Genomic DNA, 21,221 nt, shown 5'->3' with positions numbered 1-21,221 from the left:
TGTAAAAAAAGCCCCCGCTTGCGGGGGTTTTTCTTCTTTGGTGATAATCATGAATAAAAACACTCAACAAAAAATTGATAAACTTCGCGTTACTCTACGTCACCATGAATATCTCTATCATGTCATGGACGCACCTGAAATACCTGATGCTGAATACGATCGCTTAATGAATGAGCTAAAAGCATTAGAAGCTGAATACCCCGAATTAATTACCTCTGATTCGCCTACACAGCGAGTTGGTGCTTTACCTCTAACGGCATTTGAGCAAGTGAGACATGAAATTCCGATGCTCTCCTTAGATAATGCTTTTGATGAAACAAGCTATCTGGCTTTTGATAAGCGTTTACGTGATCGTTTAAAAAATAATGAAGAGATCACTTTCTGTTGTGAATTAAAATTAGATGGATTGGCAGTCAGTTTACTTTATGAAAATGGAGTATTAGTACAAGCTGCAACGCGTGGTGATGGTACAACAGGGGAAAATATCACGGAGAATGTGAGAACAATCAAAGCCATTCCACTACGTTTATATGGTGAAGACATTCCTGCTCGTATTGAAATTCGTGGTGAAGTCTTTATGAATGAAAAAGGCTTTGAATATTTAAACGAGGAAGCGCGTCGCACAGGCGGAAAAGTTTTTGCTAACCCTCGTAATGCCGCAGCCGGCTCATTAAGACAGCTTGATCCTCGTATTACAGCAAAACGTCCATTAACCTTTTTCTGTTATGGTGTCGGTGTCCTTGAGGGGGGCGAATTACCTACAAGCCACTATGAGCGCCTACAACAATTTAAAAAATGGGGATTACCCGTTAGCGATGCGGTAAAACTTTGTACAGGCAGCAAGGCAGTGCTTGATTTTTATCGCCATGTAGAAGAAGTTCGCCCTAATTTAGGTTTTGATATTGATGGTGTTGTTATCAAAGTTGATGATATTGCACTGCAAGAAGAGCTAGGTTTTGTCTCAAGAGCGCCGCGTTGGGCTATTGCTTATAAATTCCAAGCTCAAGAGCAAATGACGATTATCAAAGATGTCGAATTTCAAGTAGGGCGTACTGGCGCTATTACGCCTGTTGCACGTTTAGAACCTGTTCAGGTTGCAGGTGTTGTTGTGAGTAATGCAACGTTACACAATGCTGATGAAATTGAACGTTTAGGGATACGTATTGGCGATACAGTAGTTATTCGTCGAGCAGGTGATGTTATTCCTCAGGTTGTCAGTGTGATTGAAGAGAAGCGCCCTGATGATGCTCAAGAAATTATTTTTCCGACACATTGTCCTATTTGTGATTCTGATGTTGAGCGCATTGAAGGTGAAGCTGTTGCACGTTGTACTGGTGGCTTAATTTGTGGAGCGCAACGCAAAGAAGCACTTAAACATTTTGTTTCACGTCGAGCTATGGATGTGGATGGAATGGGCGATAAAATTATCGACCAACTGGTTGAGAAAGAATATGTCAAAACGCCAGCAGATCTCTTCCGCTTAGATGAAAAAATCTTATCTGGTTTAGAACGAATGGGCGAAAAATCAGCTAAAAAACTGATCACTGCTTTAGATAAGGCTAAATCAACGACATTTGCGCGTTTTATTTATGCACTTGGTATCCGAGAAGTTGGCGAAGCAACCGCAAGTGGACTGACAACACATTTCTCAACGCTTGATGCATTACGAAATGCAGATGTAGAAGCGCTAAAATCAGTCCCTGATGTAGGCGATGTTGTGGCTAAACATGTCGTTAATTTTTTCCAAGAGGAACACAATAGAACGGTTATTGAACAATTGATCAATGATGCCGGTATTACATGGCAAGCGCCTATTATTGTGGCTCATGAAGCGGGCGATAATCCTTTTGCGGGTAAAACTGTTGTGTTAACGGGGTCACTTTCACAGTTAACGCGTGATGAAGCAAAAGACAGATTAGTCGCGTTAGGCGCAAAAGTGAGCGGAAGCGTTTCTAAAAAAACCGATATGGTGATTGCGGGTGAAGCCGCAGGCTCTAAGTTAGTGAAAGCTAATGAGTTAGGGATAACTGTTATCGATGAAGATGAAATGATACGATTACTTGATCAATCAAAATAATCATTCTAATATTTAATAAATGCTACTGGGAAACCTTCTCAGTGGCATTTTTACTTAAGTCAAATTTACATTTTATGTTTCTTAAGTAACTTTCAAAGTGTGATCAACCTATCTTATTTAATAAATAGTGTGTATGCGGTTTCATGAGATTGTGACAATAGTCACATCCTAATGTTACGCGTTACATAAAATGCTCTACAAGATTTATTTTTATTTTTGGAGCATGCATGTCCTCTATCATTCACTTCGTTTTAGCACTCGCCGTTATTGGCGCATTAGCATTCGTTGCGAGTAACAACCGCAAAGGGATCCGTCTGCGTTATATCGTGCAGTTATTAGTTATTGAAATCGCATTAGCATGGTTCTTCCTCAACTCTGATGTTGGTGAAGGCTTTGTTCGTGGCTTCGCTGGATTATTTGATCACTTATTAGGTTATGCCGCACAAGGTACTGAATTCGTATTCGGTGGCATGATGAAAGGTGGTTTAGCATTCTTCTTCCTGAATGTTTTATGTCCAATTATCTTTATTTCTGCATTAATTGGTATTCTTCAGCATATCAAAGTATTACCTTTCGTGATCCGCATTATCGGTACTGTACTTTCTAAAGTGAACGGTATGGGGAAATTGGAATCATTCAACGCAGTTAGCTCACTGGTTCTTGGTCAATCAGAGAACTTTATTGCCTATAAAGATGTATTAGGCAAAATGTCTCAGCGTCGTATGTACACTATGGCTGCAACAGCAATGTCAACCGTATCAATGTCAATTGTTGGTGCATACATGACAATGCTAGATCCAAAGTATGTCGTTGCTGCTCTAGTACTGAATATGTTCAGTACCTTTATCGTCCTTTCTGTGATTAACCCATACTCTGTTGAGAATGAAGAAGATATTCAAATGGGTAATCTGCATGAAGGTCAAAGCTTCTTTGAAATGTTAGGCGAATACATCTTAGCAGGTTTCAAAGTGGCATTAATCGTTGCTGCAATGCTGATTGGTTTCATTGCATTAATCGCAGCAGTGAATGCGATTTTCAGCATGATTTTCGGTATTAGCTTCCAAGATTGTTTAGGTTACGTTTTCTATCCATTAGCATGGGTTATTGGCGTGCCAGAGCAAGATGCATTACGTGTTGGTAGTGTTATGGCAACTAAATTAGTGTCTAACGAATTCGTTGCAATGGGTAGCTTACAAGATATCGCTGCTGAAATTTCACCACGCTCTGTTGGTATCTTATCTGTATTCTTAGTTTCATTTGCTAACTTCTCTTCAATCGGGATTGTTGCAGGTGCGATTAAAGGTCTAAACGAAGTACAAGGTAACGTTGTGTCTCGTTTCGGTCTGAAATTACTGTTTGGCTCTACATTGGTAAGCTTCTTATCAGCAGCTATTGCAGGTCTGTTTGTTTAATCTCTGAAGATAAAACAAATAGCATGTGAACAAAATAACAATGTAAACTGAGTCACTAATCAAGTGATAGAAAATCAAGCAGTACCTTCGGGTACTGCTTTTTTTATCTTTAAATTGCCCTATAATCGGTTCTATTCCTTCAATGACAACGTGGTAGAGAACATGCTAGAGAAACAGCACCTTATCGATATAGCAAACACACAAATGCCATTTGGTAAGTACAAAGGGCGTATGCTAGTTGATTTACCTGAAGAGTATTTATTGTGGTTTGCAAAGAAAGGCGAGTTTCCTGAAGGTAAGCTTGGCCAACTCATGGAGATGACCTTAGCAATTAAAATTGAAGGTTTAGAAGGGCTATTAAAGCCATTAAAGCGGTGAAGTTAATTATTATCCATACCTGATTTTTCAGGTGTTAATGCATTAATAATTTTCTGACTTAATTCAATAAATAATGTTTGTTCTCCGAGCGTTAAACATTTACTTATTTTCTCTGCATTTTGTTTTCGACCTAATGCTGCTCTTGCTAAAAAAGCGTGACCTTCATTCGTTAAATGGGTAATAAACTCACGCTTGTCTTTTTCTGAACGATTTTGAGCAATAAATCCTAAAGATTTTAATCCCCGCATAAATTTCGATAAATTTTGTCTTGAAATTGCCAACGAGTCACTTAATTGAGAAGGGGTTAAGTCACCACGTAAGCGCAATAATTCTAAAATATCATATTGACCCCAAGTAACTTGCTCTGGGGTATAACGGGTTCGTTGTGCGACTAATGTGCATTGTAATAATGACAATGCATTTTCTAAATCACTCTTTTCCATAAATACGCCATCTTATGAATTATGTTAACTAAAGTTAATATTATCAGGTCATTCATTGTGAATAAACTTTATATTGATTAACTAAAGTTAATCAAATAATATGGCATATAGTTAACTTTGGTTAATTATTTTGCGGTTGCCTGATAAAACTTGATGTAATTGATAAGAGGTAAAGTCGAAATGATGGATTATTTTAAAGATAAAGTGATTTTAGTCACTGGCGCAAGTACAGGTGTAGGTGAAGGCATTGCACAATTACTATTTCAACGTGGTGCTACGGTTTTTATTACAGGTCGGCATTTAGAGGAAGTAACAAAAACAGCACGTTCTATTGATATAGCTGGTAAGAAAGTCATTGCGTTACAGGCTGATATGACCTCATTTTCTCAAGTAAAAGAAATGATTGAAATTATCATCGCTCAAGCAGGAGCATTACATGGCTTGGTTAATAATGCTGGGATCACGGGACCTCATAATACATCTATTGTGGATTATGAGATTGAAGATTGGAAAGCTGTAATTGATACAGATATCAATGGCGTATTTTATGGCTTGAAATATGGCATCCCTGCAATATTAAAAAGCGGGGGAGGAAGTGTTGTGAATCTTTCTTCATCTAATGGCATTGTGGGGATTGCGGGGATTTCAGCATATACAGCGGCTAAACACGCTGTATTAGGGATCACTCGTTCAGCTGCGCTTGAGTTTGCAGATAAAGGAATAAGGATCAATGCGGTTGGACCTGGTTATGTCGATACGCCAAGAATGCAAATGTTACCCGATGAAGTACGTGAATGGATGGCAAACACACACCCAATGAAACGAATGGCAACTAGAGAAGAAGTTGCTAAAACAGTCGCTTTTTTACTTTCAGATGAGAGCAGTTTTTCCACTGGAGCATTTTATGCCATTGATGGAGGTTATACTGCACAATAGAAATAAATAAAGGGGAGTAGAAAACAAAAAATCCCGAAGATTTCTCTTCAGGATCTTAAAATTCTGGTGGAGCTAAACGGGATCGAACCGTTGACCTCTTGCATGCCATGCAAGCGCTCTCCCAACTGAGCTATAACCCCACATATTGGATTGTTCTAGAAGTATATTGGTGGAGCTAAGCGGGATCGAACCGCTGACCTCTTGCATGCCATGCAAGCGCTCTCCCAACTGAGCTATAGCCCCAACATACTGGAACGGGCTTGATAATAGGCAACAAGCACAATACTGTCAATCAGTTAATCTCACATTATTTATTGATTGCTGAAAAAGAGTACAAAAAAAAGATACATTCGCTATTTGAGGAATGTATCTTTCTTAATAAGTAAGATTAACGAGTAAGTTAAGCTTGGTTTTCTCTTTCAGTAATAAAGTCTAATGCTTTATTAATACGTGCAATGCTACGTGTTTTACCAATAGCATGAACGGTAACATCTAAGCCAGGAGATTGACCGGCACCTGTTACAGCAACACGTAACGGCATACCTACTTTACCCATACCCACTTCTAATTCATCAGCGGTATCTTGAATGGCTTGGTGAACATTTTCAGCCGTCCATTCTGTAATTGCTGATAACTTATCGCGAACAACTTCTAATGGTTGACGAGCAACTGGGCGTAAATGTTTTTTCGCAGCAGCTTCTTCAAAGGTTTCGAAATCAACATAGAAGTAATGGCAACTTTCAGCCATCTCTTTTAATGTTTTGCAACGTTCGCCTAATAATTTGATCAGCTCCACTAATGATGGACCATTGCTGGTATCAATATTTTGCTGTTTGATATGCCAATCTAAATGAACCGCAACTTTCTCTGCTGGCAATGTATTGATGTAGTGATGGTTTAACCAAAGTAGTTTATCAGTATTAAATGCGCTTGCTGATTTACTGATAGCTTCTAAAGTGAAGTGTTCAATCATTTCATCAATCGTAAAGATCTCTTGGTCACCATGAGACCAGCCTAAACGTACTAAGTAGTTTAATAGTGCTTCAGGTAAATAGCCGTCATCACGATATTGCATTACGCTGACTGCGTTGTAACGTTTAGATAGTTTTTTACCATCATCACCTAAAATCATTGATACGTGAGCATATTCAGGTACAGGAGCACCTAATGCTTTGAGAATATTGATTTGGCGAGGTGTGTTATTGATATGATCTTCACCACGAATAACATGAGTGATTTCCATATCCCAGTCATCAATAACAACACAGAAGTTATAAGTTGGAGAACCATCAGTACGACGAATAATCAGATCGTCAAGTTCTTGGTTGCTAAATTCAATAGGGCCACGAATTTTGTCATCAAAAATAACAGAACCTTCTTGTGGGTTTAAAAAACGCACAACATGAGGTTCATCAGCGCTATGATTATGGTTACCGCCACGGCAACAACCATCGTAACGAGGTTTTTCACCTTTCGCCATTTGATCTTCGCGTAGTTGTTCTAAACGCTCTTTAGAACAATAGCAACGGTATGCCGTACCCGCAGATAACATTTGATCAATCACTTGGTTATAGCGATCGAAGCGTTTAGTCTGATAATAAGGACCTTCATCCCAATTCAGATTTAACCAATTCATACCGTCCATGATTGCATCGATGGCTGGCTGTGTAGAACGCTCTAAGTCGGTGTCTTCTATACGCAGTACAAATTCGCCCTTATTATGACGGCTATATAACCAGGAATAAAGTGCGGTACGCGCACCACCAACATGTAGATAGCCAGTAGGACTTGGTGCAAAACGGGTTTTTATTTTACTCATTGGGATTGCCTTTGTACGTCTTACTTATATATAGATAAGTAATCGTGATTATCAAAAAAACGAAATGGTTGCCTTATTTTATCACTGGATGCTAATTCCTCAATGGCATTAAGCTTTTAACAGAGATAAATTTTTCAAATTGATGATTTTTTGTTTGACGAAGAGTATCCGTAGGATTACTTTGGTTAATTGCTGTGTCACTTATGGTGCTAAAAAAAGCATCTTGACTAAAAATAAAACGAACGATCATTTTCACGATAAAAAACTGATAAAAATCGTTGACTCATAGCGCAGTATCCCTATAATGCACCCCATCACGACGGGCGGTTAGCTCAGTTGGTAGAGCATCTCCCTTACAAGGAGGAGGTCGTTGGTTCGAGCCCAATACCGCCCACCATTATTTTCGTTGTGATAGTTGTATGATTTAGTGTAATTGGGCGGTTAGCTCAGTTGGTAGAGCATCTCCCTTACAAGGAGGAGGTCGTTGGTTCGAGCCCAATACCGCCCACCAATTACATTAAAGCGTGGTAGTGAGAATTTAGTCATCATGAAGTGGGCGGTTAGCTCAGTTGGTAGAGCATCTCCCTTACAAGGAGGAGGTCGTTGGTTCGAGCCCAATACCGCCCACCACTTCATCCGGTTATTTCGCGCAATATCACAAATTTAGGTATGGGTCGTTAGCTCAGTCGGTAGAGCAGTTGACTTTTAATCAATTGGTCGGGCGTTCGAATCGCCCACGACCCACCATTCCTAAAAATACAACATAAAGTAGTGAACATTGTGACGGGTCGTTAGCTCAGTCGGTAGAGCAGTTGACTTTTAATCAATTGGTCGGGCGTTCGAATCGCCCACGACCCACCATTCACAAAGCTACTTATAGATTTACGCAAAATTATTAAATGGGTCGTTAGCTCAGTCGGTAGAGCAGTTGACTTTTAATCAATTGGTCGGGCGTTCGAATCGCCCACGACCCACCATTTAATAATCAAGCGGGCGGTTAGCTCAGTTGGTAGAGCATCTCCCTTACAAGGAGGAGGTCGTTGGTTCGAGCCCAATACCGCCCACCACTTCTTTATCTTTTCTTCATTCCTTCTTCTTTATTTCCCTAGTATTTCTTTAAAACAAGCAACAATAGCCATTTGGTCTTTTTAATACCTGTATTATTGCGGTCTAGTTGTATTCTTTTAAGTCTCAATCGGTTTATCTACATCTGCTGTTTTATCACCTAGCTCATGCATGCCTTATTTATACCCGTATATCCTTACCTACATGCATTCCTAGTCCTTTTATATACCCAAGGCAATACCCTTAGCTACTCATCTTGTTCCTTTGGCGTTATTAGTCTCTAAGACTGTTTTAACCTGTTATTACATTGTACTTTTTGTGAAAAGAGAGCGTAAGTCGGTTTCTTTATTACGCTTTTTTACATTTTGTCATGTTTTTATCATTTAAAATGGAGGGCTTATAAAAAAGGAAATCTCTCTTCTGTTGTTGAGTTAATCATTTTAGAAGAGGGGCGTTCGGTAGAAAATATGTATCTATTTGGAGCTAAAAATATTAAAAAAATTACTTCAACTGAAAAAGAAAGTTCTACTCTCTTTAGGTGTAAATATAGGCATTTCCAGTTTATTAATAGAATTAAATAACCTTAGATACACGGTTATAAATCATTTGAGCACTTCTTATGAGCAATATCTCTCATAAAATGAGCAAGTTAAAACATTTTTAGTTAGCATTGAAAAATATGTAGATCCCATTTTTTAAGAAAAAATTTAGAAGATTAAAAGACCCAAATAGGGCTTTATAGTTAATCTTTCGTACTTTTTATAAAACATAGGATGGTGCTAACAAGAGGAAAGATAAAATATAATGATGTTTTATCTTATTTATTCTTCTTTTTTAAAGATATGATCGAGCAAGATAATTTGCTTAACTTTATGAATTAAAATAAATTAATTTTTAAGTTTGATATTTATCAATATCTTTATCATAATGAACTGAATAGTAAATGATATAAAGCAAAATGCACTTGTTTTATCAGTAATTGATTTGTCCTGGAGTGGTTAATTTCATTTTTTGCGAAAAATGGAGAAAATTGTGCATTTGACAGGAACATAAATTATATAAAAATATTAATGTTTATTTTGCACTAAGAATAACTCTTATATGGAATAGGTGAAATTACTTAGGACGTAAAAAGATTAATTTTTGTATTTTTTAACAAAATTAGATCATACTAAAATCGATATTTAATAGTTCATTCTCTCATTAATTTAGCTTAATATGCGATGATCACTCGGTTTCTGTCATGTACGAAATACGCGTATTTGAGTGAAAAAGAAAGAATAGTATTGTGTGCTCATAAAAAGAACATTTTTTATGGTAATAAGTGTAGCCTTTGAATAACTTACTGATAAAACAAAAATATTTATATTAATATCCACCTTTTTTCTATTTTATAAAGAAGATTTTCAATCTAATTGAAACTTAAAATAAGTTATTCATTAATAAAAATTCAAAAAAAATGAGTAATTAAATCTATAATTTGTTTATTCTAGAGTAATAAAGAATTGTAGATTTTGAAATATATTTAGTTGAAAGAGTAAGTGTTTATGCTTATATAAATTAATTAACAAATGTTTAAAGTGTGATTTATATCTAAATCTTAATGCAATATCTGTAATGTATTGAAATTAAAGTATAATGTTTGCTTATTTATAAACTCATCAGATTTCATTGATATTGCTTAAGCTATTTAATAAAAATAAGAAAATCGTTACCTTTGCGAGGTTAATTTATTATTTTAAATAAATTAGACTGATATAAGTTGATTTATTTTTGCACAATTCAAACAATCACACTTTAAATTAAGCTTGTAATAGATAATAATTCTAATTAATGAGTAAAGTTTAAGGAAAAAAAAGCGTAATTTTATAACGAAAATATTCTAACTTTATGAAAATAAAGAATATATACCACTATCCTAGGTATTATTAACTAGTATGAGTAAATCACTGTGCTTGCACTGTCTTTTTTTGACTAGTTGAAAGTGTTTAAATGCGTAGTATATTATTTACATATGATAAGTCGTGTTATGAATTGTAATATTTCTTATCTACTAAAATAATATTTTATTAAAACAAAAAGGTGTCCTCGACAATATATAGTTTTACATATTATTGCGCAGGAACACACCATTATAAAATTAGATATCAATCAAAGTGAAAAGCGAGAACAATATTATGAGTAGCAAGTATCCAGTCGCTTATGCAGTTGGACAAAAAATTAAGTCATTAAGAAAATCTCAAGGTTATACTGTATTTCAGTTAGCAAAAGAGATTGATATTAGTGAACAACAGTTATTTCGTTATGAGCGTGGTGTAAACCGTATTGATATTGATTGCTTAGTTAGAGTACTTGAAGTACTGGGCGTTAATATTGGTAGCTTCTTTGAAGAAGTAACAGGTGGAATGACTCAAGAAACTGAGCGTAATGAACAACATATTCCAGCTCATTTCGATAGCAAGGCTCTCTCTATTTTCTAATAATATTCTTAAATTAGAAAGTAACTCATTTTAGAATAACTAAATTGAGTAAGATAATTCTTATATTCAGATATTCCCCTTTTGTCAGTTAATAATAAGAATTTTCTTAATGAATAAAATAAAGCCTCTATATGAAACCAATGCCCTTATTAGGGCATTTTACGTTTATAGAGAATGATAATTTTTAATTTTTAAGAAAAAAAGAATAATTTTATTGTAAATGAACCGAGACTTTCATGCTTGGAGAAATATATTCTCGTATTTATTTGTATAAGAAAAAGGCAGCTAATTAATATTTGTTTAGAATAAGCTTCCCATAAAATTGCCACATATATTACCCACCACGATTCCACCTCCTGATAACATTTCTGAAGCTATTAAACGTATAACTTATGCGCTTCACACCAATAAATTTAAAAAGAATGAATTTTAATATGATAAAGGCAAAATGTGTGCGTTGGTGAAAATAGGTGATCAGATCAAAATTTAGATATTTATCATTAAATGACTATTTATGGATAATAGTAGTTAATATCACATTAGAATGGATTATTGTTGCCTCTTCATTGTGAATATGAAGAGGCAACAACAATTAGTCTTTGAGAGGTTTTAGAATGTATTCGAGTTGCTGATCGGTGAGGGCGATATTAAAAAATGTTTTATAGAACTGTTGTGTTTCTTTACGGATATCAATATGTGCTGTTTGTTCTGGATATAAAACAGTCGCTAACCATAAAAATTGTAAGGCTTCTTCTGTGGTTTCACGGCACCACCAAAATAAGCCTTTAGGATTTGTATAAACTCGACCTTCACGTACTGCAGTAATAGATTGCCATTCAGGTGCATTTTTAATGATTTCGGTGTCTCTTGCATACATAGTGACAATGACATCAGGATTGGCATGAATAACTTGCTCTAAAGAAACATCGCCAGCTCTGCTTGGCACATTATCAAACCAATGCTCTGCAACGTTAACACCGCCTGCAAGCGCTATCCAATCATGATTTAATGAAGGTGCGCCAGATGTTCTTAATGGTGAGCCAAAAGCATGATAGACCTTCATTGGTTTATTGGCGCTGACTTCACCTACCGCATTTTTTACAAGCGCTTTATTACGCTGAAAGTAGACTAAGTAATCTTTTGCTAATTGGTGACTACTTGAACCTAAAATCTCACCCGTGATCAATGTTCTTTCTAATAATGCATCCATAGAGCCTGACTTTAATAATGCAACACTGATCCCTGCATTTTTTAGTGCGGACATTTGTGCATCAGATAGCTTTCCTGTTGCAAAAAAGATCTGAGGTTGGCTAACAATTAATGTTTCGATATTTAGAGTATCGTTATTACCTTTACTCGAAATAGAGGCCGTTTTTATCGCGGGCACTATTTCCGTAAAAAAAGGGATCGTTTTAACTAAATCCGTTGTCGAAACAATTTTATCTCCTGCGCCCAGCATCGCTAATATGGCATTTTGCGCATTCCAACTGGTGGCAACTCTTTCAGGGGAATCAGGAACCGTAATGGATTGGTTTTGATAATATTGAACAACTCTTTGTGCCTGTACATTAAAGGAGATACTGAGAGCCAAAGCTCCCAGTAACGTAATGCACAGGGTTTTGAAAAACCCTTGATACATTTTGTGATCCTCTTAGAGTTCAATACTAACAGATGCAGATATTTGACGAGGTGTACCTAAGAAGGCATTAGCCCCACCTTCAGCCCCATTTTGGTTACCTGAGAAGATAGATGCCCAATAATGCTCATTAGTAACGTTATCTAAATTGAGGCGGAAGGTTGTTTTCTTATCCCAATATTGTGTTTGATAACGAGCACCTAGATCGAGGGTGGTGTACGCTTTTGCCCACATAGTATTAGTGGTATTTGCTGCACGTTTACCTGTGTAGTGAATATTGGCGCTATAGATAACATTTGGCAAAGTAGGGTAATGGTATTCAGCTAATAAATTAGCTTGGTATTTTGGTACACCCACAACGTCTTTATTTTGAGTTTTCGCATTACCTGTATTAGTTAATGTTGGATCTAACCAAGTCATGCTACTAAAAACGAAAAGTTCATCAGTGACTTTTCCGTTAGCAATAAGCTCTAACCCACGGTTACGTTGTTTGCCTTGTTCTTTAAATATTTTATCATCCCCAGCGTAAGCAAAAGGGCGTTCTAATTGGAAAATAGCCGCATTTAAATTAAGGTCACCAATTTGCGATTTTATCCCCATTTCCCACTGCTCACTACGGTAAGGTTTTAGCACTTCATTTTTGTTTTTAGCGTTATCAGGCGCAACATCACCTTCTTCTAATGAATCGGCATAAGAAATATAAGTCATCACTTCAGGAATTGGTTTAAACATTAATGCGACAGCAGGGCTTAAACCATTTTCAGTGTGATTTCCACCACCAGAACGATAAGACGTTTCTTTGATCCAGTTTTGGCTTAGTGATCCCATCACTGACCATTGAGGATTAAAGGTAACAGTATCACCTAAAGTAACGGATTGAACTTGAGAGCGACTATTTTTGGTACGAGCCGCACCTGTATAAAAGCCTTCATTAGAAGGATCGTCATAACGGTGAGGGTGATTGATATCTAACCATGGTTGTGATTTACATTCTGGAAAAGATTTAGTGCCACAAATTTTATCTTTTCCGTTAGCACCATAAATATCCCAACGATAACCACTGGTTGCCATCACTAAATCATGAGAGATAGCACCTGTCATGATACGACCATTTACATTTATAGAGTTACTTAGAACAGTAAAACGACCATAAGTAGAAGGTACGGATAATGCTTGTTGGAATTGTTTTCCATCATTACTTAATTGGTTAGAAACAGAACGGAATCCACGATCAGCTGTTTGATAACCAATTGCTGCACTTATTTGCCAATCTTCGTTAAAATCATGTTTTAGTCGGCTACTGACTGTTCTGGTGTGAAGATCAACACCCGCAAAAGCTTGACCATAGCCTGCTTTAGTTGGATCTGGCGCATCAGGTAATTTGGTGACATCTTTAGAATACGAAAACGCACCAGGGAAGCCCATTTTTTTAAACCAATAATCACTAAAATTCACTTCTAACACGGTATCAGAAGAGATATTCCAATCAAAAGCAGTGCTGATTAGCTGGCGACGTGTTTTGCTTCCTGCGACATAACCTTTACCTTCATCATGCACTAGATTAATGCGATAACCAAAAGTGTTGTTGTCATCAATAAAACCACCTAAATCAAGATGACCTTTAAATTGGTTATCATTGACATAAGTTGCATTAAGCGAGGTTAAACGTTTTAAGGTTGGACGTTTTTGGGTGAAATTGAATTGTCCACTAGGGCTTGCTGGTCCATAAAGTGAGCCTGTTAGACCATTTATAATATCTACACGCTCAAGCATTTCGATTGGAAAGGCTGTAGTTGAAATAATATTAACACCATCTAAGCGAGAGTTAGCAACAACATTGCCTTGCATTCCACGGTTTTGAGGACGCCCAACATCCATTCCTCCACGCGCTTGCATTTGGGAAGAGGCATTATATTTTAAGATATCTGAGACACTGGTAACTTGTTGATTTTCAATCATAGATTGAGTGAAAGTATTTGTTGTGTAAGGAGTATCTAGCCATTTTTTTTCACCTAATGGTCCCATATCAACTTCTCGAGTAACAAATCCAGCACCGGCTTCACTATTATTCACTGGTTGTGCAGTAACGACGATTTTTTCAGCATTTTCAGCGGCTACACTTGCTGATACAGCTAATGTTTGTGCTATAGCACAAGCTATTGTCGAAATGATAAATTTCTTCACGATAGACTCCCAAAATGTATTTTTTAGTTATTTAAATCCATCGATATTAAAAAATTTATACAACGATGCTCATCGCAAATGTAATGCAATGTATATCATTGTATAAATTTATATATAACGAGGATGGGCGCCGACTATACACCTAATAACATGTAAATAAAATGATATATTTGCTAATAATAAGATTATGAAATTGTTTCTGAATTAAGATCAAAAAAATGCCCATTTAAACGGGCATTTTAGGAAATGAAACATAACAGAAGGGATATTGAAAAATTAATGTTCTGTTTTTTCTGCTATGGAACCATGATCATCATGTTTCTGGTGGCGGTGATGACCATCGATCATGCTGCGGAATGTTTGAGTAAACGTATCGCCCAGTGTACATAAATAGAAGTGCGCACAAATAAACATTAGTGCCACGATCCCTAAAACTAAGTGTGCTTTTAGCATCCAATAGCCTTCACCAAGTACTTCAGGGTATAAACATAATAATCCGGTAACCAGTAACAGCGGCACTAAACCAAACATCACACCTAAGTAAGCGAGTTGCTGAAGCGGATTAAATTTATCAGTTTCAGTTGCGGCGAAAGGATGGGGTTCGCCTTTCATTATGCCGTAAAGATAAAAGCGAGCTTGTTTGATACAACGACCAATTAATCCACTAAATCTTACTTTGTAATGTACGCCGTTACTGGTTGTTAAATTGATAAGAATAAAACCAATCCAGAACGCGATAAGTACAAAGCCACAGATCTTATGTAATAGCACCATTGAAGCGACATTTCCGATAGAGAAATGCCCTAAAAATCCGCTCAATAGTAATAGGATAAACAGTAAAGCATTACCCCAGTGCCAAAAACGAATTGCTTTAGAATATAAATAAACTCGTTCTTCTTCATAATGACCAGAGTGTTTTGGTGCAAGGGCATAGCGTAGTAAGCCATGAATAACTAATACAGCTATCATAGCAACGATTAATAAACCGGCTGCCATTAACCATACAGGCCAATAATCTGGCGTATAATGGAGTTCTGCTCCCCAGATACTAGTCATGCTTTATCTCCCTGATGGATTTCTTTACGACGGAATAAACTTGGCTTTCCGACATTATCTAATTGGTATTGATAAACGGATTTTTGTTTGATCCAAGCCTGAATTTCAGGTGAGTCGATGCGGCCAAAAGCAAGTGCATCTGTTGGGCATACCGATACACATGCAGGTAATTCACCTTCAGCTAATCGAGTATCAGAACAGAAGTTACATTTATCTGCGATATGTGTCATTGGATTGATATATCGAACATGGTAAGGGCAAGCACCAACACAGTAATCACAGCCGATACATAGCTCTTTTTTCACCTGAACGATACCATTTTCATCGATAAAAGAGGCACCTGTAGGGCAAACAGAAACACAAGGTGCATCTTCACAATGCTGGCAAGAAACTCGGAAAAATTGGTAATGTGGATAACCCGCTTCGTCGTCATGAGGACCTTGAATTTGGACTTGAAGTCGGCTAAATCCTTCTGGAATGTCATTGATGACTTTACACGCAACAGTGCAAGCTTGGCAGCCAATACAACGTTTTTCATCATGTAACATGACAAATTGTTTATCATTATTGTTCATCGTTATTTTTTTCCTTAAGCCCGACTAATTCTGACACCTGATGTATGCACATCAGTACCTGATACAGGGCTAATTTCATGAGGCAATAAGTTGCCACAGTGAACGCCTGTTGTAGTTGCGGCTGTTCTCGCACCTGCTTTTGCACCTGATCCCATATAAACAAATACCGTGTCAGGGCGAATGCCTTCAGTGATCAAAGCATGTGCTTTTTCTTTGCCTATACTGTTTTCCAGAATGATTTCATCACCATGTTTAATTCCATGGTTTTTCGCTGTTTCAGGGTGAAGCCAAACAGGGTTTTTCCACATTAATTCAGCTAATAATGGTACGTATTGTGTTGCACCATTAGTATGAACGGCGACTTTACCTTGGATAAAATAAAGCTCGTCTTTTTCTTTTAATGGGAAGTTGTGGAAGCGCGGAATACCATAGTTTTCTAAACGGCTTTCTAATTCTTCAGAGTAGATTTCAATTAAGCCACTTGGTGATTTAAAGGAGAGGGCTTTTTCCATTGTATTGTTGCTATCAACATGCTTAATTGCATCTGGATATTGCTCAACAAAGGCTTTTACATAAGAAGGCTCACGTAATAATAGTGGAACACCATAAGAGATATAACCTTTTTTATGCATCTCTTTATAAAGTTCTTCGCTACCATTAACTTGATATAGCTGTCTTACTCCCATGTTTTCCCAAGGGAAATAGGCTTCTAATCCTAATGCTTTACCTAATTCCATCCAAATTAACCAACTTGGTTTAGTATCACCAATAGGTTCGACAACTTGCTGGCGTAATGCATAAGCTGGGTTTAAACCTGAAACATCAGAAATCTCTTCATCACGCTCTAAATAAGTGGTTTCAGGTAACAGATAATCTGCATAAGCAGCACTTTCACTTAAATAAACATCGCAGCTAACAATTAAATCTAATTTCTGTGCTGCTTTTTCTAACTCTGGGCGACAACTGACTGTTTGGAATGGATTGTGACGGGACATAATCCATGCTTTTGTTTGATACGGTACACCCTCTAAAGTTGAATCAATAATCGATTGAACAACACCACCACCTTTATTGATGTATTTAAATTGAGGTGCTGTTGCATCAATGCGTTTTGCCGTAATTTCAGGCATACCTTTAACGCTTGGTTTCGCTAATTCAGGAGCAACATTAATGCCCGCTAATTTATTGTATTTTGACGCTGCTTTTTTCTGATACATACCGCCTTCACGTTCAATGTTGCCAAGTAAGGCATTGAAGGTGAAGATCATTCTGCGCATATTGATCTCTTCTTTATTAAAGGTTGCGCGGTGACCAGGCATAATCAGTGCATGAGGTGCTTTTGCTGCTATTTCGCGTGCGATACGAACAATATCTTTAGCGGGAACATCAGAATGAGCTTCGGCCCATTCAGGTGTTGTATCTTGTAGAACGTCTTTTAATTGTGGGAAGCCAACCGTAAATTTCTCAACGAAATCTTTATTGTAGAGATCTTCTTTAATTAAAATATGGCACATTGCCATTAGAACAGGTAAATCTCCACCTGGGCGGATTGCAAACCACTCATCAGCTTTACTTGAAACGACAGATAAACGAGGGTCAAAACTGACTAGTTTTGCACCGCGCTCTTGAGCGGTCATTAGTTCGTGTGTTTCAGCGACTTCAATACCTTCATAAAGGTTATGACCGAAAGAGAGAATATATTTAGAATTTGCTAAATCCATTGCAAGATCACCGCCCATCATCACTGATGCTGCAATGGCTTTACCCGCAGGGCAAGTCGATGCATGTGTAAACGTGTTCGGTGAACCAAAGGCAGTAGCTAAATGGAAAAGGTGAGAAGAGAGTGAACCTGATTTAGATGAAAAAGAGATACTTTCTGCACCATAATTTTGTTTTATGGCGTTCATTTTTTCTGCAATTTCTTGATAAGCTTGTTCCCAGCTTATCACTTCCCATTCACCAGCCCCTCTAGGACCTTTGTGTTTCATAGGTTTGACAATCCGGTTTGGATCATTAACTAGGCTAACGCCACTTCCCCCTCTTGCACAAACTCGGCTACTCTGGTGCTCTGCATTTCTATTTCCTTGGATAAAAACAGTCTTGTTGTTAACAACCTGAGCTTCTATCGGGCAACGATAAGAACACATTTCACACAGACTAGGTGTTAATTTGGACTGACCCTTAAGAGAATCTACAGGATTAAATGCAAGCGCACCCGGTGGTAAACTACTCACGGTACAACCTACACATCCTATCCCCATCCCCTTAATAAAAGAACGACGACTAATACTCATATAACCTCCAGTTTCTTCTTATAGCTAAATATTATATACGGACGATTAAATAAATATTTGAAGGTGTCTCCATTTTATTAATCCATAAGTGATGAGTTAGTTGTAAATAATAAATAATAGAGAATAAGAAGTTAATAAATGTCACTAAATAAATTAACTAAAATAGACAAAATTAAATGATAATTATTTTCTTCTATTAAATACTATTATAAAAGTTTGGAGAAGGAGTAGGGGATTTTAAGGGATGCCGAAGTTACTGTTTGTTCTTTTAAATTCACTAACTTATCTCATTAATCCATTTTATTAAAGTGTATTTAAAATATATGATTAATAATAATTAAAATTTGACAAAAAATCCAACCGATATATAATTATTTATATATCGAAGGTTGATTTTATTGTAATTAATTTGTTATTTAAAAATCAGAATAAATAATATTTTTGATGCTATTTAAATCCAGTTTTTTCTTGAATTATCTTCTTATAAAAATAGCTAACTTATTATTTTGATAATAAATACAAATAAAAAAGAAAAATAAATCGGTGATTAATGGTACGAAAAATGCTCAATTAAACGTAAACAGACTGATACTAAATACGAGACAATTTATAAATTATTATTCATTATGTTTTAATATTAATTAATGATATTAATAGTTATGGAACTGTATCGTGATTGTCAAAAAGAGATATTTTTTGTTTTATGTGTCTTAATAGCATTAAGGCTAAATGAAGATACGTAGGAAAAATATGGGGGAAATGTTAAAAAAATGGCAGTTTTTTGAACACTCAAAACCACCATTTGCCACATATTTTATGTGTAGCCATTATTGTTTTTTCGTTGTTTATTGTCTTGGTATCTTCTACATAAAAGATACGATTTAAAATAGCATGACAACTAAAACAAGACTCAGTAACAGAGGATAAACTCTTGCATGCCATTTGTCGGGAATACGAGATAAAAAGCGTTCAGAGATCTTCAAACCAACCCAAGTGCTACAAATCAGAATAAGTGCAGCTTTTAGCCAAATATAACCAATAAACCCAGATTCACTATTTAAAGGTGACGTAAAAGAAAGAGTGATATAAGTGAATGTTGCAGTGAGCGCTAAAGGTAAGGTTAGTGCGTTCGCCATTGCTGCTGACTGTGCCATTGGTGTTCCTCTACGGCGCAATAAAGGGACTGTCATCACACTTCCACCAACCCCTAGGAAAGCAGCAATAATACCAATCACTGTTCCATTAATGCTTTCTTTTACTTTGGTTACTTTTTTTGCGTTGTGAGTAGGAGCCATAAAACCGGGGCGAAAATAGCAATCTAAAATAGTGACAAAAAGATAACCAATAAAGATCCACTTGATCCACACACCTTCAACCATTAAGGCGAGAAGCGCACCTAAAATCCCACCAAAAGCGATACCAATAAATAGAATGGACATGATATTCCAATCAAGCCTTTTTGCTTTATGGTGTTTAATAGTTGTGACTGTCGCAGAAAACAACATAATTAATGCAGAGGTAGCAACCGCGATTTGCATTGCATGTTCAGCAGGTAAACTGTCTATTCCCCAAAGTGTAAGAATAAGTGTATAGAGTAAGGGAACAGTGACAAAGCCACCACCAAAGCCAAATAACCATGTTGTGATGCCTGAAATTAAACCAAAAGAAATCAGCCAGAGTGTCATTTTAAATCTCCTGTTGAGTCAGGAGATTAACAATATAGAATAAAGTGATGGCTTACCCACGCGATAATGACAAGTTTATACGAATTTAGGACAATTTAAATATTATGCGTAATATCGATATCAACAGTGTGGATAATCTTCCTCGTGATATTTTGGCATTAGGCTCTGATTATCCTTATGACACATTACTTGAAGCTCACCATCATCGACGCGCTCAATTTTTATATGCTCCTAATGGGGTAATGAAAGTGAAAACAGAAGATGGACAATGGATAGTATTACCTTATAGTGGCGTGTGGATCCCCGCAGAAAAAGTACATCAAGTACTAATGTTGGGGAGTAGTACTTATAGTCTCTATATTGAACCTAATAAAATTCCTCGCTATTCAGAATATTGTGAGGTTTTACAAGTTTCTCCTTTGCTTCATCAGCTATTACTTTCGGCCAATGAGCTTCCTTTACTTTATGATTTAGGTGGACGAGATAGCGCATTACTGACTTTGCTTTGTCATGAATTAGCTCATGCTAAGCCATTGCCTTATTTTACGCCATTACCGCAACATGCTTTATTAGATGAATTGTGTACTGAATTTATGTCACAACCAAATATTCGCACAACACCAGAAATGTGGGCTGAAAAATTGAATAAGAGCTTACGTACTTTTACCCGTCTTTTTCATAAAGAAACAGGTCTTTCTTTTCGAGATTGGCGTCAAAAAGCGTGTTTAATGTATGCGTTAACGGCTTTAAAGAAAGGTGATTCAGTTACTGAAGTTGCTTTAGAACTGGGTTATGAAAATCCGAGTGCCTTTAGCGCGATGTTTAATAAAGAGATGGGATATTCACCGAAATTGTTTTTAAAACAACTGAAAGAGTTTTAATAGAGAAAGCATGTATAAGGAGAAACATAATCACTGATACTGATATTTATCAGATGGTTTTTAAGCCAAATGATATGTTCAAAAAAGAAACAAAAAAATTCCTTCCAATATCAGTGCGTTAAAACTTGATTAATAGAGAGTGAGGGAGGTAAAATGTAGCCCGTCCATAAGTTATACTTAATTTTTTCATGTATGTTCCCTTAGTTAAATGGATATAACAAGCCCCTCCTAAGGGCTAGTTACAGGTTCGATTCCTGTAGGGAACGCCAGTTACAAGTCCGCATTAGTTCGCCTCAGTTC

General features: G+C 36.7%; 14 protein-coding genes and 10 tRNA genes. 14 read left to right on the top strand and 10 right to left on the bottom strand.

Annotated features, from left to right (window positions below; genetic code table 11):
* Nucleotides 1-49: 49 nt before the first annotated feature.
* The 3 genes from ligA to QQS39_RS12850 all read left to right on the top strand — a co-directional run bounded on the left by ligA (nt 50) and on the right by QQS39_RS12850 (nt 3,867).
* Entirely contained in the window at nt 50-2,077 is a 2,028-nt protein-coding gene (ligA, locus tag QQS39_RS12860; protein WP_151435616.1) for an NAD-dependent DNA ligase LigA, read from the top strand.
* A 227-nt stretch (nt 2,078-2,304) separates the two neighbouring features.
* Nucleotides 2,305-3,489, top strand: a complete 1,185-nt coding sequence (locus QQS39_RS12855; protein ID WP_023581655.1) for a NupC/NupG family nucleoside CNT transporter — start codon at nt 2,305-2,307, stop codon at nt 3,487-3,489.
* Between the two features lie 162 nt (nt 3,490-3,651).
* On the top strand, nt 3,652-3,867 hold the full coding sequence (locus QQS39_RS12850; RefSeq protein ID WP_023581656.1) for a DUF3820 family protein: 216 nt from the start codon (nt 3,652-3,654) through the stop codon (nt 3,865-3,867).
* Between the two features lie 2 nt (nt 3,868-3,869).
* On the opposite strand, the gene QQS39_RS12845 is transcribed toward QQS39_RS12850, so the two are convergent.
* The gene (locus QQS39_RS12845) at nt 3,870-4,310 is read right to left on the bottom strand and encodes a MarR family winged helix-turn-helix transcriptional regulator (RefSeq protein WP_196569543.1); all 441 of its coding nucleotides are present in this window, start codon (nt 4,308-4,310) and stop codon (nt 3,870-3,872) included.
* A gap of 183 nt (nt 4,311-4,493) precedes the next feature.
* Here QQS39_RS12845 and QQS39_RS12840 point away from each other — a divergent pair, with 183 nt between their 5' ends.
* Nucleotides 4,494-5,246: an SDR family NAD(P)-dependent oxidoreductase gene (locus QQS39_RS12840; RefSeq protein WP_285805899.1), complete on the top strand. Its 753-nt coding sequence runs from the start codon at nt 4,494-4,496 to the stop codon at nt 5,244-5,246.
* Nucleotides 5,247-5,310: 64 nt separating this feature from the next.
* On the opposite strand, the gene QQS39_RS12835 is transcribed toward QQS39_RS12840, so the two are convergent.
* The 3 genes from QQS39_RS12835 to gltX all read right to left on the bottom strand — a co-directional run bounded on the left by QQS39_RS12835 (nt 5,311) and on the right by gltX (nt 7,065).
* A tRNA-Ala gene (locus QQS39_RS12835) sits at nt 5,311-5,386 on the bottom strand.
* A 27-nt stretch (nt 5,387-5,413) separates the two neighbouring features.
* A tRNA-Ala gene (locus QQS39_RS12830) sits at nt 5,414-5,489 on the bottom strand.
* A gap of 157 nt (nt 5,490-5,646) precedes the next feature.
* On the bottom strand, nt 5,647-7,065 hold the full coding sequence (gene gltX, locus QQS39_RS12825) for a glutamate--tRNA ligase (protein WP_109370941.1): 1,419 nt from the start codon (nt 7,063-7,065) through the stop codon (nt 5,647-5,649).
* Nucleotides 7,066-7,386: 321 nt separating this feature from the next.
* Here gltX and QQS39_RS12820 point away from each other — a divergent pair.
* The 8 genes from QQS39_RS12820 to QQS39_RS12785 all read left to right on the top strand — a co-directional run bounded on the left by QQS39_RS12820 (nt 7,387) and on the right by QQS39_RS12785 (nt 10,610).
* Nucleotides 7,387-7,462: transfer RNA gene (locus QQS39_RS12820), tRNA-Val, on the top strand.
* 38 nt (nt 7,463-7,500) lie between these two features.
* A tRNA-Val gene (locus QQS39_RS12815) sits at nt 7,501-7,576 on the top strand.
* Nucleotides 7,577-7,619: 43 nt separating this feature from the next.
* A tRNA-Val gene (locus QQS39_RS12810) sits at nt 7,620-7,695 on the top strand.
* Nucleotides 7,696-7,736: 41 nt separating this feature from the next.
* A tRNA-Lys gene (locus QQS39_RS12805) sits at nt 7,737-7,812 on the top strand.
* 38 nt (nt 7,813-7,850) lie between these two features.
* Nucleotides 7,851-7,926: transfer RNA gene (locus QQS39_RS12800), tRNA-Lys, on the top strand.
* A 40-nt stretch (nt 7,927-7,966) separates the two neighbouring features.
* A tRNA-Lys gene (locus tag QQS39_RS12795) sits at nt 7,967-8,042 on the top strand.
* A gap of 14 nt (nt 8,043-8,056) precedes the next feature.
* Nucleotides 8,057-8,132 (top strand) — tRNA-Val (locus QQS39_RS12790).
* Nucleotides 8,133-10,307: 2,175 nt separating this feature from the next.
* Complete coding sequence (locus QQS39_RS12785) at nt 10,308-10,610, top strand: helix-turn-helix domain-containing protein (RefSeq protein WP_088495080.1); 303 nt, start codon at nt 10,308-10,310, stop codon at nt 10,608-10,610.
* Nucleotides 10,611-11,202: 592 nt separating this feature from the next.
* Here the strand turns inward: QQS39_RS12785 and QQS39_RS12780 are convergent.
* The 6 genes from QQS39_RS12780 to QQS39_RS12755 all read right to left on the bottom strand — a co-directional run bounded on the left by QQS39_RS12780 (nt 11,203) and on the right by QQS39_RS12755 (nt 20,040).
* Nucleotides 11,203-12,249, bottom strand: a complete 1,047-nt coding sequence (locus QQS39_RS12780; protein ID WP_285804664.1) for an ABC transporter substrate-binding protein — start codon at nt 12,247-12,249, stop codon at nt 11,203-11,205.
* A 12-nt stretch (nt 12,250-12,261) separates the two neighbouring features.
* Nucleotides 12,262-14,430, bottom strand: a complete 2,169-nt coding sequence (locus QQS39_RS12775; protein WP_285804663.1) for a TonB-dependent receptor — start codon at nt 14,428-14,430, stop codon at nt 12,262-12,264.
* Between the two features lie 276 nt (nt 14,431-14,706).
* Complete coding sequence (phsC, locus tag QQS39_RS12770; RefSeq protein WP_285804662.1) at nt 14,707-15,486, bottom strand: thiosulfate reductase cytochrome B subunit; 780 nt, start codon at nt 15,484-15,486, stop codon at nt 14,707-14,709.
* Nucleotides 15,483-16,061, bottom strand: coding sequence for a 4Fe-4S dicluster domain-containing protein (locus tag QQS39_RS12765; protein ID WP_151435612.1), 579 nt, complete (start codon nt 16,059-16,061; stop codon nt 15,483-15,485). The genes phsC and QQS39_RS12765 overlap by 4 nt, the downstream gene beginning before the upstream one ends.
* Nucleotides 16,062-16,075: 14 nt before the next feature.
* Entirely contained in the window at nt 16,076-18,355 is a 2,280-nt protein-coding gene (gene phsA, locus QQS39_RS12760) for a thiosulfate reductase PhsA (RefSeq protein ID WP_285804661.1), read from the bottom strand.
* Between the two features lie 881 nt (nt 18,356-19,236).
* A complete protein-coding gene (locus tag QQS39_RS12755) occupies nt 19,237-20,040 on the bottom strand; it encodes a sulfite exporter TauE/SafE family protein (protein WP_151435610.1) in 804 nt (267 codons plus the stop codon).
* A gap of 104 nt (nt 20,041-20,144) precedes the next feature.
* Between QQS39_RS12755 and QQS39_RS12750 the strand changes: the two genes are divergently transcribed.
* The gene (locus QQS39_RS12750) at nt 20,145-20,921 is read left to right on the top strand and encodes an AraC family transcriptional regulator (protein ID WP_151435609.1); all 777 of its coding nucleotides are present in this window, start codon (nt 20,145-20,147) and stop codon (nt 20,919-20,921) included.
* A 194-nt stretch (nt 20,922-21,115) separates the two neighbouring features.
* Nucleotides 21,116-21,190, top strand: a tRNA-Arg gene (locus tag QQS39_RS12745).
* Nucleotides 21,191-21,221: the final 31 nt, after the last annotated feature.

Source organism: Proteus appendicitidis (assembly GCF_030271835.1).
GTDB lineage: Bacteria > Pseudomonadota > Gammaproteobacteria > Enterobacterales > Enterobacteriaceae > Proteus > Proteus appendicitidis.
Note: the sequence above shows the minus strand (reverse complement) of the source record. Positions and strands in the feature narration are given on the sequence as shown.